At 36.9% G+C, this 16,252-nt stretch carries 10 protein-coding genes; 8 read left to right on the forward strand and 2 right to left on the reverse strand.

Translation table 11 applies throughout. From position 1 onward, the window contains the following. Nucleotides 1-330: 330 nt before the first annotated feature. From VTAP4600_RS02610 to VTAP4600_RS02650, 8 genes are all read left to right on the forward strand, one after another. Nucleotides 331-1,245: a DUF4007 family protein gene (locus VTAP4600_RS02610; protein ID WP_172443052.1), complete on the forward strand. Its 915-nt coding sequence runs from the start codon at nucleotides 331-333 to the stop codon at nucleotides 1,243-1,245. A 743-nt stretch (nucleotides 1,246-1,988) separates the two neighbouring features. Further along, nucleotides 1,989-4,508 carry a hypothetical protein gene (locus VTAP4600_RS02620; protein WP_145958549.1) on the forward strand — a complete coding sequence of 840 codons (2,520 nt, stop codon included), beginning with the start codon at nucleotides 1,989-1,991 and terminating at the stop codon, nucleotides 4,506-4,508. After that, on the forward strand, nucleotides 4,505-5,455 hold the full coding sequence (locus VTAP4600_RS02625) for a phosphoadenosine phosphosulfate reductase domain-containing protein (RefSeq protein ID WP_102521367.1): 951 nt from the start codon (nucleotides 4,505-4,507) through the stop codon (nucleotides 5,453-5,455). Before VTAP4600_RS02620 ends, VTAP4600_RS02625 begins: the two co-directional genes overlap by 4 nt. 39 nt (nucleotides 5,456-5,494) lie before the next feature. Further along, a complete protein-coding gene (locus VTAP4600_RS02630) occupies nucleotides 5,495-7,819 on the forward strand; it encodes a DUF262 domain-containing protein (RefSeq protein ID WP_102521368.1) in 2,325 nt (774 codons plus the stop codon). A gap of 1 nt (nucleotide 7,820) precedes the next feature. Continuing rightward, the gene (locus VTAP4600_RS02635) at nucleotides 7,821-9,929 is read left to right on the forward strand and encodes a DEAD/DEAH box helicase family protein (RefSeq protein ID WP_102521369.1); all 2,109 of its coding nucleotides are present in this window, start codon (nucleotides 7,821-7,823) and stop codon (nucleotides 9,927-9,929) included. A gap of 12 nt (nucleotides 9,930-9,941) precedes the next feature. Then, nucleotides 9,942-10,172 (forward strand): CxC ATPase DNA modification system associated small protein, encoded by a 231-nt coding sequence (locus VTAP4600_RS02640; protein WP_102521370.1) that lies wholly within the window; start codon nucleotides 9,942-9,944, stop codon nucleotides 10,170-10,172. Beyond that, a complete protein-coding gene (locus VTAP4600_RS02645) occupies nucleotides 10,159-12,204 on the forward strand; it encodes an AAA family ATPase (protein WP_102521371.1) in 2,046 nt (681 codons plus the stop codon). Before VTAP4600_RS02640 ends, VTAP4600_RS02645 begins: the two co-directional genes overlap by 14 nt. Further along, nucleotides 12,197-12,646: a hypothetical protein gene (locus VTAP4600_RS02650; RefSeq protein ID WP_102521372.1), complete on the forward strand. Its 450-nt coding sequence runs from the start codon at nucleotides 12,197-12,199 to the stop codon at nucleotides 12,644-12,646. The genes VTAP4600_RS02645 and VTAP4600_RS02650 overlap by 8 nt, the downstream gene beginning before the upstream one ends. Here the strand turns inward: VTAP4600_RS02650 and VTAP4600_RS02655 are convergent. Together VTAP4600_RS02655 and VTAP4600_RS02660 are read right to left on the reverse strand one after the other, a co-directional pair. Then, the gene (locus VTAP4600_RS02655) at nucleotides 12,643-13,719 is read right to left on the reverse strand and encodes a cysteine desulfurase family protein (RefSeq protein ID WP_102521373.1); all 1,077 of its coding nucleotides are present in this window, start codon (nucleotides 13,717-13,719) and stop codon (nucleotides 12,643-12,645) included. The two genes, VTAP4600_RS02650 and VTAP4600_RS02655, sit on opposite strands and share 4 nt — an antisense overlap. A 252-nt stretch (nucleotides 13,720-13,971) precedes the next feature. Next, on the reverse strand, nucleotides 13,972-16,116 hold the full coding sequence (locus tag VTAP4600_RS02660; RefSeq protein ID WP_102521374.1) for a GmrSD restriction endonuclease domain-containing protein: 2,145 nt from the start codon (nucleotides 16,114-16,116) through the stop codon (nucleotides 13,972-13,974). Nucleotides 16,117-16,252 lie beyond the last annotated feature (136 nt).

Consider the following 16,252-nt stretch of genomic DNA (forward strand, 5'->3'; position numbering starts at 1 on the left):
TCTATAACCAATTTCGATTTACCAGATGAGAAGCCGTTATGAGCTTCAAATTTGTTTGCATCTTGGCAGCGTATTGTGCCGAATACATATCGGAGTAGGGGCTAGGACGGAAAGATATTTGATGGAATTGATACTTGGAGGTTTTGGTAGGTTAAGGACTGTCTAGAGCGCTATAAGCCGCTTATTTATGCTTGGTTTTCTTGTAGTATGTAATAGAAATGGTAAGATGTAGTGTATTTTTTTATTTTTAGCAATTGCTCCTAACTGGTTGTTTTTAAACTAAGTTTTAGTGAGCGGCTTGAAGTTCTAGTTTTTATCTGAAGGTTGATTTTGAACAAATATACAGCACGATTTTCTGGGCACCAAACCTTTCCACTTCGTTATGGGTGGCTTTATAAATTTTATCAGACTAGTCAGCTTGAAGGCTTCGATACACTATCTGCCGATGATTTAATGGTTGAGTGGGGCGTGGGCAAGAATATGGTTGATGGAGTCAAATATTGGGCCGGACGTGTGGGTATCTATGAGCAGACAGATGGTCATAAGGTTAGTGATGAGTATTTTCAGATTGATCAACAAGATAAGCACTTAGAAAATATAAGTTCATTATGGCTTGTTCATTGGCTTCTATGTAGAGATGTATCCGAATTGACAGCTTATCGTATATTTTTCAATTTTTACAACGGACAGACGGTGGATAAAGAATCACTTCTCGTGTTCATAAAAGAGCTGTTTGCTACAAAGCAGTTTGAATCAGATACCAAGAAGAAAAGCATTTTACAATTACCAGCAGACAATAGTTTAACTAAAGACATCAGTACGTTCTTCCTTACTTATGCAAAAGGTAAAGCGAACAAAGTATCGGAAGATAGTTTCTCTTCGCCATTAAGCGAGTTAGGCCTTTTGAAGCAATTTGATAGACAGAAATTTTTGTGCGAGTTAGAACCAAGGAATACTTTAAGTGATCAAGTATTTACTTTTGCTCTTATTGATTACTTTTCGATGTTGTCGGGTAAAGACAGCGCTACCACGATGTCATTTGATTCGTTCTTACTTGATCCAGGTAGCCCTGCTCGTGTTTTTCGTATGGCTCAAACAGAAGTAGAAAACCGATTAGAACGAGCTTCAGAGCTTACATCAGGCTTAATTGGCTGGACGGATACTCAAGGTCTTCGTCAAATACAAATTAAAGATATTGATGTGTTGAATAATAAAAATACCTTTCTCGCTAAGATTTATAAGTAGGTTCTCGTGTCAAATTTAAAAGAACATATTAATGTTAATATTCGCTTTCAACGCTCAACACGCATAGATTCAGATTTAGATCTTGATGGTGAATTCTTTAATGGCTTTGTTTTTCATGGTACCGCAGAGAATACTTTAAGAACGATCGCAGAGGGCTATCAACAGTCAAATCGCAAAACCTATACAGTTACTGGCCCATATGGGACAGGAAAGTCAACCGTTGCTCTGTTGTTAGCAGGTTTGCTATCCTCGAATAATAATCTTAGAAGTGTTGCTTCTGATGTAGTTAAGTCGGAGTTTTCTGAGCTCTTTTATAAGAAGATACCAGTAGAAAATGGTTGGTTTGTAGTTAAATCTGTTTGTAGTTTTGAGTCTCCAATAACTGCATTATGGACATCAATAATTGCTGAGGCTGATGTTCACAATATCGACGTCTCTCATATACCTCGGCCACTCGATGAGAAATCCTTTTTTACAGCATTCAACAAAGTAACCAAGTTGGTTGAAAAATCGCTTGATGGGATTGTCATTCTATTTGACGAAATGGGTAAATCATTAGAGTTTCTTAATTCTCAGCATCTAGACCTCCAGTTTTTTCAAGATTTTGCCGAGAAAATGGCACGCAAAGAATTTCCTGTTTTATTCTTAGGCTTTTTACACCAGGCTTTTGCTGAGTATGCTCGTGGGCAATCACAGTCGGTAAAAGAAGGCTGGGCTAAAGTACAGGTCGTTATACAGATCTATTGTTTAATGTTTCTGAAGATGAAACAGTCACACTTATTGGCAATAGCATCGTTCAAGAACCTTCTTATAAACCTAATAGCTCGGTTGTTGAGAGTACTCTCAAAGCATTGGAAGAGACCCGGGTCTCGAAGTCTATAAATATTAAGCTTAAACTAGAATCAGCTTTACCACTACACCCATTAACCACTCTACTACTAGGGCCTCTTTCCAAGCGTCGATTTAGCCAGAATGAGCGTAGTACGTTTGGATTTTTGGGATCTGTCGAGAATCATGGTTTTCAGTCTTTTATTAGTAATAATAAAGCTGAAGTATTGTATCGCCTCTCTGACTTATATGATTATATTGAGGCCAACTTAGACCATCTAATACTCTCTTCTCCTGATGCAAGAGCATGGTCAGAAGCTAAAGATGCCGTTGAGCGTACGCAAGCAAGAGAAAAAGGTTTTGTTGAAGAGCTAATTAAGACTGTTGCAATTTTGAACATGTTCGGACGTAAGTTAGGTCTTTACTCTACGAAGAGTGTTCTGCATGCAGCATTAGACGAATACAATTCAGATGAAATCGATTTATCTCTTGAAAAGCTACAACAGCAAAAATTAATCGTCTATCGAAAGCACTTGCAGTCATTTGCTGTTTTTGAAGGTAGTGATGTTGATATTGATGAAGAGCTTGAAAATGAAAGAGTCAAACAGCGTAATAGTGATGAATGGAAAAAGTTTTTAGAGACTAAGTCAGACCATGTTGTTGCTAAAAGCCATTATCATGAAATTGGTGTTTTGCGCTGGATGAAAATGGCTTTTGAAACCGGTAGTTTTGATGCTAAAAAGTTCAAGAAAAAAAATAGCCTTAATTCAACGGAATTCTCTGTATTCATATTGTTGACATCTGGCGACTCAGATATTGCAAATATTGTTTCAAAACAGCACCCAGAATACGTTTTTGGAACAGCCCCTAAAGCTATTGAACAATTAAAGTCGATTATTATTGACTTAATCTGTTTAGACAATATCTCCCGACATAACCCAGTAATTCAACATGACCGTATTGCTCGTAGAGAGCTAGAATCTCGTGTTAATTTGTCGCAAGTATCGTTTGATAATTTATATGCAGATTTGTTTGAAAGCGCAACTTGGCATAATAAAGGCAAGAAAATTGATGGTGTAAACCTATCAATGGTTGCAAGTAATGTCGCAAAAGATCTTTATCCAAAATGCCCTAAACTTTATAACGAACTTATCAATCGAGCTAAACCCTCAGGTGCTGCAGTATCGGCAAGAAAGAAACTGATGGTAAAAATGGTAGACGAGTATTTTGAAAAAGATCTTGCCATCGAAGGGACTCCACCCGAAATGGCAATGTATAAATCTTGTTTACAAAATTTGGATTTACATGCTGAAAATAGCGAAGGTGATTTTGATTTTGTAATGCCATCAATTGACGCTAAAGCAACTGGAATGCGGCAAAATCATCAAGAAAAAGTATGTGAGCTGTGGGATGATGCAATGAGTATCATACAGAAGCGTAGTGTTGATGGCGTCGTTCCTCTTAGTGATATCGCAGACCTTTGGTCAGCTGAACCCTATGGTTTGACAAGCGGCCTAATACCTATTTGGACTCTATCTCTTGTTTTAGCGCAAAGGGATAACTTGGCGTTTTATGATAAAGACGTAACTAATAAGTTTATCTACATAACCGGTGCTGATGAAGAATTCGTAAATAAACTGATTAAAGAGCCAAAGAGTGTTGGTGTAAGGTATTTTGAAGATGACGGTGTCAAGAAAAGTTATATTGAGTCGTTATGCCGAATAATAAACAAATCAGATGCTACAAAGAGTACGCTTTATGCCGCTCAAGGTTTTGTTTCATTTGTTGCAAGCCTATCTGGATGGGTGAAGAATACTCAACAACTATCGAATAACGCCAGAGCATTTAGGTTAGTTGCTTTGAAGGCGGATGACCCGAATAAATTCTTACTTGAAGACCTACCAACGGTTCTACATACAAAAGATGATGAAGAATTAGTTCACGTTATAACCGAGATTTGTGACGAGCTGAAGTCAGCTCATAGAAATATGTTGAGTGAGTTTAGAGAGCGTATCTATACATTATTCAATGGGTCTGTTGATACTACTTTTATTGAGCGCGTAACTAGCGTTGAAAGTTATACCGCTGATTCAGGGTTGAAAACATTTGCCCGACGCCTTGGTGAGTTTACTAGTAAAGATACAGATGAATGGACATCTAATATGATCTCCTTTTTATCTGCAAAAGCAGAGCGTAACTGGAGTGACTTAGCAATTGAAAAGGCTAACTCAGAGTTAGTGGTATTTGTAGAACGTTTTAAATTAGCGGAATATTTCGCTAGTAATATTGGAAATATCGATAAATCGTTAGAAGAGAAAGACCATCAAGATGACCTCAATAAAATAGACAAAATGTTTGCTGGCGTGTCGGTACAAGAGCAGAAAATAATACTGATGAAGTCTCTTGAAGCATTGTTAGGAGAAAAGACCAAATGATTGACCCTAATAAGAAACAACTCCATGTGCTCGGGTTATCAGGCGGTAAAGACAGTGCTGCTTTGGCAATTTATATGCGTGACAAACACCCCGAAGTTGATTTGACTTACTACTTTACTGATACCGGTAAGGAGTTACCTGAAGTCATTGAGTTTGTAAATCGACTAGAGGGGTATATAGGTAAGAAAATAATAGATCCATACGAAGAGATTTGTACGTCGAACCGAGAGAAAAAAGACTTCGATTATTGGCTGAAAGAGCACAATGACTATTTGCCTTCTCCACAAGCTCGTTGGTGCACGATACAAATGAAGCTTGTTCCATTTGAGAAGTGGATTCAACAGTACTTAGATGATGGTTACCAAGTTGTTACTTATGTCGGAATTAGAGGCGATGAACCCTACCGAGAAGGTTATCAAGCGACGAGTAATCGAGACATTGTTACTGTTATGCCGTTTCGGGATGATGGCATCGACTTGGCGGGCGTCAAAGAGATTTTACAGCAAGCCGATTTATTTGCTGATACGGAAGAAGCACGCAATAACCCTAAGAGCGCCCAAGCCCAAGGGCTACCTGGATACTACGATTGGAGATCACGTAGTGGCTGCACGTTCTGTTTCTATCAAAGAAAAATCGAATGGGTTCGCCTTAAAGAGCGCCATCCAGAGGCGTTTGAAGAAGCTAAGAATTATGAAAAAAGAGCAGAGGACGACCAAGGTAATGGAACATTCTATTGGCTAGGTAAAGATACACCTTTATCTACTCTTGAAGACCCCAAACGGATTGCTCGAATAAAAGCTGAACATGATAAAAAAAGAGAACGTTTTCTAAAACGAAAGCGGATCAATGTTCTACAAGTAGATGTAAGCGATGTCGACCGAGATTTTATGGATGAAATCTATGATGAGCAGGAAGGCGGTGGTGCATGTGTGACTTGTTATAAATAAAATTTAAATTAGATGTTAATATAACTAGAGAGGAACAATATGTCGTTGGATAAAATATTTAAATCAGAACCAAAATCTATTAATGATATTTTTGTAAAGGATAGAAATTTAGGTTTCTATATGCCTGCATACCAGCGGCCATACTCGTGGAATCACGAAAATATTAATAACCTGATTGATGATATTGAATCATCTTTTGATAATTTGTTGCAATCTGATGAAGCTATAATATTTCTTGGGACTCTTTTAACTGTAGATGATGATAAAGGGGAATCGATCTACAGAAAAGATGAGGCTATTCTCCCTGAACGGATTAAATTAATAGTAGATGGGCAACAAAGAATTACAACTTTAATTTTATTATTGACAGTTTTACATGAAGCTATGCTAAAAGGTGAATCTGCTCTTCAATCAGACATAAAAAATGTAGAACAAGATGCTATGAAGAGCCACTTTCAGGCATTACATCGTCAGATAAAGGGTTTGATAAACCAAACCGGTGGTTATCCAATAGAGTCGGCCTTAGGTGAAGATGAGTATAGATATTTACCTAAGGTAATTAGATCTATGCACGGTTTACAAGAGGGGCATGAGCTAAAGTATGACCGTTGGGGAGACAATAACGATATTGGTAGATACCAATCTCCACTTTCTCAGTATCTCTTTCGCTTTCAATCAAATTTACTGAACCAGTCAGGTAAATTTAAAGAGCTGGATCTTAAGCAGTTTTCAGGTCCTGAAATGACATTGATTCGCAAAAATATTGAATTCATGCGTAAGGTCTTCAAAGAGGCACCTAATTTGGTGCTGGGAGTACGTAGAAATGAAGATGATGAATTAATTGAGTTCTGTGAACTAGGTAATAAACACTTACAAGATTGCATTCATTTTAATGTGAATCGAGAGCTGTATGATTGCGAAGCTTTATCGGATAAAACTAAGAATTTGGTTAATATTGCAGCCTTTGCTAGTTTTGTTTTACATCGTATATGCGTAACATTTGTCACGGTAAATAGTGAGTCCTATGCATTTGATATGTTTGAAGCTCTTAATACAACGGGTGAGCCTTTAACAGCATTTGAAACCTTCGTTCCTAGGGTAATCGAGCATTTACAGTCTAAAGATGACTTGAATGCGGAATGCGAATATAAAAAAATCAATTCAATTAGTGCAAGGTTCGAAGAACTATCTTCAAATGAAGCAAAAAATAAACAAACGGAGAAGATAATTATTGCATTTATGAGAGCATATAACGGAAAGATTCCTAAAACTAAGGTTCCTAGTCAACGAGAAGCTTTATTATCTTCATATAATAGCTGTAATAGTCTTGCAAAGGACAAATACCTTGAACACTTTAAGCAAACTGTCGATCTAATCTTTGATACATGGAACAAAGGTGAAATAGAAGGCCTTTGTTCAGATAATGATACGGAGATTTTTTCTCTTTGTTTGAATTATCTTGTCGATATAAAACATACTATATCTTTAAGTTTGCTTGCTCAGTTTAAGATAAAAGACAGCATGCTCGAAGATAAAGAGGATCGCGTTCAGCTTGTAAATGCAATAAAAGCTATAACCGCATATAGTGTTCTGTGGCGCGCCATGAGCGGTAAAGCTGATGGTATCGAGTCTGAGTATAAAGCAATACATAGTAAAATAACTAATGTAGATGGTAATGAAATTGGTCCCTTTAAGTTAGAAGGAGCTAATGAATACGGTATTGACTTAGATGGATTAAAAAAGTACTTAAGTAATTCATTAAGTCAAAAAATAAAAAGCAAAAACCCTAAAGATGGCGAAATAAAAGCGAAATGGATTGAAGTGTGTGCACAGTCGCCTCTTCTTGAAAAGAAAATTGAATCAAATAGATTGCTGATAATGGCAGCAATGCACAATTTAGATGTGGCGGGCGGTGTTTATCAAAGTAGCTATGATTTTAAAAATGAAGTGCTGAATATAGATACATGGAATGAGTTGAAATTAGAAAAAAACTCGATTAGTAAAATATATAACCCGAAAGTTGCTGGTGTAACGTCACTCGGCTGGAATGTTGATGGCAGCATCAATAAGGATCAATATATCGGCAATGTTTTTGTTGATATTGCTGGAAGATTCAAGAGTAGTGATAAACAATCTTGGACAGCATTGCGCAGTTCAATGAAAGTTCATATTGAAGAGCTCGAGCTGGTTTTTGCTGAAAAAAATGTAAAATCTTTGAAGACAAGTTTGATTGCCGAAGCTAGATTTGCAGCCAAGATGCAAGATATTGCATATATAGAAGAGTGGAATGAAGAAACGATCAATTTCCGTTCAGAAAAGCTTTTATCAAACGCTTGGGATAACCTTATTTCTTGGATGAATTGATATGTTGGAGAAACTTAACCTCAAATTCACGTACAACACTGAAGATGACGATATTTTACGCGATTTTTATATACCTGCTTTGTCGAATTCTGTTTCATACGATAGGGCGGTTGGTTATTTTTCTTCACATGTGCTTGTACAGTTATCTCAGGGGTTAAAGTCTTTAGTTCAATCGAAAGGGCGAATGAGGCTTATCATTGGTGAGCCTTTAACCAAAGATGAGTTCAAAGCAGTATGTATAGGAAATTTGCAAAAGATTGATGAGCTCTCTAAATCGTTCGAGGCACTAGTTTCAGATGAAAAAGTAGCGGGTTCTGAAATATTAACCTATTTGATTGCATCCGATAGGTTAGAAGTGCGATTTTCGCTAAGGCGCAGAGGAATGTTTCATCAAAAAATTGGGGTGTTACGAGACCACAATGGATTCGTTATTGCATTCAATGGCTCAGCAAATGAGACAGTAAACGCTTTAGAAGACATTAATTCTGAAGAAATTAGTGTTTACCCATGTAACCACCCGGTCTTTGAAACTCACGGAATTAATTATGTTAAATCATTTGATAAGTTGTGGAGTAACGAAGCAAAAAACACCAGAGTAGTGAAGCTTGATTCTGCTATATATAATAGAATTCAGTCAAAGGCAAACTTACCTCAATTAAGGGAAGCTCTGGGCGTAGTTGATAGTTGGGAGGATTTTGAAGTTAATGATGTGGCCTTAAAATATGAAATTCCTAGAATTCCTAGCGCAATCAATGGGGAGAGTTTTAATTTACGAGAACATCAAAATTGTGCTATAGCTAATTGGAAAGAAAATAGTCACAAAGGAATATTGGAGTTAGCAACAGGATCTGGAAAAACGGTAACTGCTTTGTGCGCCTTGGTTGAACTGTACGAATCTAGAACGTCACAAAAATTACCAACGACTGTGATAATTTCGGTACCATATATACCATTAGCAAAGCAATGGTTAGGTGAGCTTAAGTTATTTAACATATTCCCGCTCGAATGTTTTGACAATCAACACAATTGGTTTGGAAATCTTAAACGGAAAATTAAACTAAAACAATTTGGAGAGATTAATTTTCTTTGCATTTTGGTAGTGAATAAAACTCTAAAATCGGAAGTATTTCAAGGTCTTATAAGAGGCATTGATCCTTCTGAAATATTGGTGGTTGGTGATGAATGCCATCATCACGGCGCTGAGAGCACTGCGGAGGCATTACCTCTGTGTACACATCGTTTGGGCCTATCTGCAACCCCGTTCATAAGCGACGACGATGAACAAGAATCGCCATTTCCAGATCTAGCGAAAGAACGGTTGATAAAATACTATGGCGGCATTGTAGCTAAATATACATTAAAAGATGCAATAATTGATGGCGTATTGACCCCCTATGACTATCATATAATCCCTGTCTATCTGAGTGCTTTTGAACAAGAGAACTATGATAGTTTATCTAAGTCAATTAGTCAGTTGGTTATTATTGCAAATAAGCGTCGTTTAACTAATCAAGAAACACTCAACTTTCAAATATTATGTGGTAAAAGAAACAAGTTAATGGGTGTAGCTGAGAATAAACTTACAGCATTAAGAACTATACTAGAAAATAAATATGGTAATAGTAGAAAAGGGACATTGTTCTATGTTGGAGAAGGGAGGGATTCATCCGAACAAAACGATTATATATCTTTAGTCACAGAAGAGTTATATCGTCAGGGATGGAGTGTTGCTAAGTTCACATCTAAAGAAAGCATGAAGGAAAGAAAGAATATACTAAGTGCATTCAGATCTAATGACCTAGAGGCTCTAGTTGCAATGAAAGTGCTAGACGAAGGTATTGATATTCCCGCATGTGAGACGGCATTTATACTAGCAAGCACAAAAAACCCAAGGCAGTACATTCAACGAAGAGGTCGAGTTTTAAGAAAAAGTCGCGGAAAAATAAAGGCAAATATTTATGATTTTGTTTTGTTACCCAATGAAGGGGTTTTGAGCGACTACTCAGATTCTTTGAGAAAATCTGAGCTGGAGAGGGTGAGGGATTTTCAATCTTTGGCTCTTAATAAAGACGATATTGCTGTTAAAGTAAAACTACTAGGGCTAATTTAAGAGAGTGTAAACATGCTTGATTTTGAAGAATTAAAAGCACAGTTGAAAGAGATAGACCAACAGACTAATTCAGCGGATGAAATTTTCAAAAAACGCTCAACGACTCACAAGGTTGCTGCTCAGATTATGGACATGGAAAGGCAAAATTATTATCAAGGTAATAGAACCCATGATCACCTGATGTCGATTCGTAATATGATTGAAAAAAATGTAGAAGAGATTTGCAAAGATGAAATTAATTAAGATTATTATCAAAAATTTCAGACAGTTTTATGGTGAGCAAGAAATAAATTTTTCTACGGACAGTGAACGGAAAATAACTCTATTTCATGGAGAGAATAATGGAGGTAAGACAACATTGCTTAATGCTATTCGCTGGTGTCTATTTCAAGAGTTTACTTCTAACTTTCATGAAAAAACCAACTTGGTCAACGAAACAGCGAGCCTGAATGGAGTTAGTGGTTTTAAAGTGGTATTAACTCTGGAGAATAATGGAGTTGAATACATTATTCAACGCATATCTGAATCAGGTAGCAAGAAAGGTCAGTTGTCTGTATATATAATAAATAGGGGTGTTAAGGAATTTCAAAGTAATCCTCAGTTTATTATTAATACGATTATTCCGTCCGACATGGCTCCATTTTTCTTCTATCAAGGTGAAGGTGACGGCGGATTAACTAATGAGAATAATTTTTCTTACATAAAACAGTCGATAAAACGGATCTTGGGCTTTGAAGTAGCAGAGAAAGCGTTAAAAGACTTAGATAGTGTTTTAAAGGTTTATAACAGAAATTTAGCTGAACTTGATACTACTGGAGTGCTCGAAGATTTATATTTTAGACAGCAACAGATGTCTGTTAAAGTAGATAGAAATAAAAACCAAATTAATAATTTGCTTTCTAGTATATCTCGTAGGGAAGAAAGGCTAGAAAATGCAATTCAAAGATTGATTAATTCAAATGTTGACTATGTACAGCAACAAGCAAAAATATTGAATGGTTTGGAAGAATCACTAAAATACATTGACTCGGAACTTGTTAGTCTTTCTAGTGAGAAAAATGAAAAGCTGTCATCGTCCTGGGCATTAAGTTCTTTTACGTCAAAATTAAGAAGGTTTACTATCGGATCTATTGATACATCTGAGTTAGACCTTTCCCACCAATTTTCCGTAAATAAAGATCTACTTAGACATATATTGGATATCAATCAATGTATTTGCAATTCAGATTTGGACAAAAGCATAAGTAAACGTGATGCGATAGAGTCACTATTAGGAAGTGCTATTGATTTGAAGTTAAAAGCTAGATGGAAAAGGGTTATTAACCTTTACGACTCGCTAGACAACAAGCCAAATTTGGCACTAAAAGCAATGATTGAGCTAACTCGTAAACAAGACCAATTACTTGAAAATAAGCATAAAAAGCAAAGAGAGATTGAAGAAATTGAGGCTACTATTAAGTCTAGTAAAGTTGATGCTAGTGAAGCTAAATTATTACAAGCAGATAGGGAGCAGCTTAAATTAAAGTTAGAATCCGACAGAAATAAATTGAGAAATATTGAACCTCTGTTGAAGCAAGAAGAAGCTCAGTTGAGATCTATTAAGAACGAGATAGCGACCCATGAAGGCTCAGTACCACAAGCAGAAAACCTTAAGAATATAGTTAGTGCTACGAAAAAAATAATCAAGCTAATTGAGTCAAATCTGAGTGACGCCGAAAAAGGTTCTGATTCAATTGTATTAAAAAAAATGCAAGATTTTTTCTCTCGTGTAGCATTTAATGAAAACACAGTTAAAAGTATCAATGGCAGTTTCAGAATTGTGAATAAACATGGTATTCCTCAAGGAGTTGGTGGAGGGTATCAGACTATGCTTTCCGTTTCCTTTATTGTCTCATTAATACAGTATTCCAAAGACCGTTCAAATAGCAAAAACTATTTATTAACACCAGGGACAGTTGCCCCTTTCATGGCTGACGCTATCCTATCAGAGATATCACTAGATCATGGTCGAGAGATATTGGGTTATATAACAGAGTGTGTCGATCAGTTTATTTTATTGTTGTCTCAGACGCAATGGAGAGAAGATAGTTCTGATACCCTAATTAGAGAACACATTGGGCGTGAATATAATTTTGTGCAGAATGTAATGATGAGCGAGAAAGAATGGAAAGGAACTTATCCGACTAAGTTAAAAGTTCGGAATGGAGAATATGATGTTGTAAGGTTTAATAGTAGCTTTGTAGGCACTACCATAGAGGAAGTTCAATATGTCTGATGATTTGAATTGGCGTGCTTTAAGTGTTAATAGAGATAAGAAATATGAACACTTGGTGAAAAAATTCGCGTCTCCAGAACAAGGTAAAACTAAGGTATTCAAGAATATTAAGGACTTCATGGTTTTTGCTGCATTAGTAGCATATGAAGCCGATAAGTATATACCTTTGAAGGCGGAAGCTAAGGTTTCAATTTCTCTGGAAACATACGCGAACACCGAGCACGATTCTTATATTTACCTATTAGCATTAACCAAGAGTCCTAATATAGACGCGCTAAAGGGAGAAAGTTTAGCATTATCAATCAAACATTTTGAAGCATACTGTAACGCGGGTCTTGAAATAATAGATAGCTGGAATGTAAAGCATACTTACGATGATAGTGGTTTTGAAATGCTATTTGATGAAAGCTTCGAACATATAGCGTCAATCCTTGATTACTAATTAAAAATGGCTGCCGATGCCAATATGCTATTATCATAAAAAGAAATTCTTACAGTATTGAATGCTTCCTCTGCACTAATATTCATTGCTGTAAGAACATGTGAAGGCTCAACATGTTGTGAATTGCACGCTGAACCTTGAGATACACATATACCTGCTTGAGATGTGTACTTAACATAGTCTACATCGCACTCAAATGTAAGATTAATTACATTGCTAAGTGTATCAGTACCATTTATTTTATATTTAACTTTTAGGTTATCTAGAGTTGCGATAAATTCATTTCGAAGACTTTCCAAGTAGTCGCTTCCAAACTTGAAATATTCAAATGCTACGCTCATACCTACTATCAATGGGGTAGGTATTGTCCCACCACGTATTCCGATTTGTTGTCCGGAACCATGTATTACAGGTTCTATATTGAGATTTCTTGCCTCTCTAAGATATAAAAAACCAATGCCTTTTGGACCACCAAACTTATGTGCTGATGCAGATAGAGCGTCAATATAATCATCGACAACATCAATATCTAGCTTAGCTACTGATTGAGCAGCATCTGTATGAAAAACTATGTCCTTGCTAAAACAAAGCTCACCAATATCTCGAATAGGATTAATAGTACCGAGCTCGTTATTGACATGCATGATGCTAACAAGGATTGTATCTTCTCTTATGGCCTCTTTAATCTGTTGCGCTGTATGGATTCCCATCTGACTCGGTTTCAGATAGGTAACTTCAAACCCTTGCTTTTCTAGAAAAGAAAATATATTTAAGACACAACTATGTTCGATTTGGCTTGTGATTAAGTGCTTTCCACGAGTTGAATTGAGCTCTGCTAGGCCTTTTATAGCTAGATTGTTACCTTCAGTAGCCCCAGAAGTAAAGATAATTTCGCTAGCTTCAGCCCCAATTTTGTCTGCAATAGTTCTTTGACAATTTTGAAGCAACTCTTGTGAATGCTTACCACATGCATGATTAGACGAAGGGTTTGCATATAGTTCCTGCCATGCAGTAGTCATAGCCTGTAGAGCTTCTGGGCAAAGTGGTGTACTGGCAAGATAATCTAGATACATAGTGAATACTTGAGTTGGTGGTTTGAAGGCAACAGTATAATTGATAATGTCGTGCTGCAGGCAGTTTTTGAGTGCTAATGTGGACGTTTTTCAGGTTTTCTGTTTCAGTTAGCTTGTTTATTAAGCAGAATCCATCTCTGGATTCGGAACGATTACACTGATTGGCTTACAGTCTGCTCTTCTACAGTGGAACTAAGAAGTAGGTGAGGCCGAATATGGCCTCACTGCTTGACTAAATTGCTTATCTAGCAATTAGTTCATCCAATCTACAGTTTTATCCCAAACACGCTCTAGAAGATTAATCGATCTTTGCTCCACATATTCTGATGTCCAGTCTGCACATCGCGAGATTGCAACGATATGTGGATGAAGTTTAGATTCATTCTTTAAGATATTACCCTGATTCGCGGTGAGTATCTTTTGACTAACAGCTTCTGTAATCAACAACTCTTTGGCTGCAGCGTTTGATTCGGAAAGGATTTGATAGATAGTTTTTTTCTCATCCCAGTTTTTGTTTCCAGCGATGGTGTTCTCTTTGCCTGGCAACATAGACAAATTACCAAGTGAATTTAAATGACGCTCTGGGTCGAGTTGGCTATCCCAATTACCACAACTATTTTGAGGCCAAACATGTTCAACGCTATTAAATTCAGTCCATACATTTAGGTTTAAATAGGAGCTTAGAGAGCTTGTACCTTGCGTAAGGTGACCTTCGTTGCCTAAATCGCAAACACTATTTTCGAAACTAATGAGTAGCATTAGCTTTGATAAGTCTTTACGGTTTTTATAAAGATCCTGCGTTTTCACAGCGTGCAACCAAGCATCTTTGCCATTTCGGTCACTTACAGTAAGCTTTAAACTCATAAGGTCTTTAAGCTGAGATACTGAACGGAAAGGGACACTATTTTTTGCCAAACCATCGCTCATTATTTCACGGTATTTAGTATCGATTGCGTCAGTGCCGTGCGTAAATGAACGATAACGAACGAAAAATGCTGTCGTACACAAAATAGCCTTGATATATTCATCCAATTTTTCGTAATTGTAGTTACTACTTTTAAATTGGTAATAGAAAGAAGCAAGCAGGCCACACACAATTTTGTGGTTAGCGGATTTAAGCGCTTTAATGCAAAAATTTGCTTTATCAATATCAGGGTGAGACATCAAGATCATCAGTTCTTTTGATGAACAATTAACCGTTTCCAATATGCTAGGTTGAGGCGATTCCCATACTTCTGAGATAAATTCGCAGCACGCTGACATTAACATTAAGAAACTTTTTTTGTCTTTCGTTGAGTCGAAAGCATCGTTTATGTAACGCCTTTGTACGCTTAGGTGCCCACCTAAAGAGTTACCTTCATACGCTATGCTGAATGCCTGAAAAAGAGCTGTGGTTTTTCTGTGTTTATCTTCTGCTTTTTTATATTTGCTAAGGAGCTCTTCAGTAATGCAAAGAATCTTTGCTTCTTCAGTTTTATTGTAGTCCTTGTCATATTGCTTTTGGCAGTACTCAACAACTTTCGGTTTGAAAGTTTCAAAAGCAGTTAATGGTTCGCCGGTTGTATTTAACGCTTCAAACATGTCAAAAGCATAGTTATCATCAGAAACTTCAACAAAAGTAGCGACTACGCGTTTAAGTATAAAGTTGCCCAGCATCACAACGCGAATAATATCACTACATTTTTCGAGTTCATCCTTGTCAATGTCGTCAGATAGATCTGAATTGACATTTAGGAAGCGTTCGAGCATTAGTTTACTATATGGTGTTTCAGAGGAAGGGATTAGGTCGTCATCCGCAGCTAGCTCTTTTAACTCAAAGCATAGCGTTTCAAAGTTATCTGCAACTATTGAGTGTAGGTCATTCTTTTTTGAAAACACTTTTGGGTCAAACGTGGAGTCTACCTTAGTTATATAATGGCGAATAAACTTATGCATAAAAGACGCGACAGGTGACTCATATTGCGCGTCTTCTTCAAATTTTGACCAAGCGTCTTCATTAGCTCGAGTAATCTTAGGATAGAAGTTATAGCCTGCATCAACGTCCCCATCATCACCCATTTCAATAGAAATGCTGTTTTTAATGGTTTTCTGAAGCTCGCTAACTTTACTATTTACCCAGCGCTTCAAAGTTGTACAAATATCGGGTTCTACTTCGCGCTTGTATCGAGTGTTAATGTCTTCCAATACAGTGTAGTAAGCCATCAGTATCAAAGAATAGCTCGTTAGCCGCTGTTGGCCATCAATAACATGATGAACCTTTGTAGGTAGCTCGTTCTTTAACTCTTTTTTCGCTGCGACACCTTCATTGTTTGCAACAGTGATGACTGTTCCAATGAAAGTAACTGAGTCTTCATACTCGCGTAAACGTTCAATGCACGATTTGATATCGCCCATCATTCTAATGATGTTTGATTTACTCCAAGTGTACTGACGCTGATAGATCGGTATAAAAAAACCTAGGCCTGGACTTAATGCCGATCGTTTAGCTACTTGAACGATCCTCCAGAGGCCTCATAATCGGTCGTAACGTAAG

The sequence above is a fragment of the Vibrio tapetis subsp. tapetis genome (assembly GCF_900233005.1).
GTDB lineage: Bacteria > Pseudomonadota > Gammaproteobacteria > Enterobacterales > Vibrionaceae > Vibrio > Vibrio tapetis.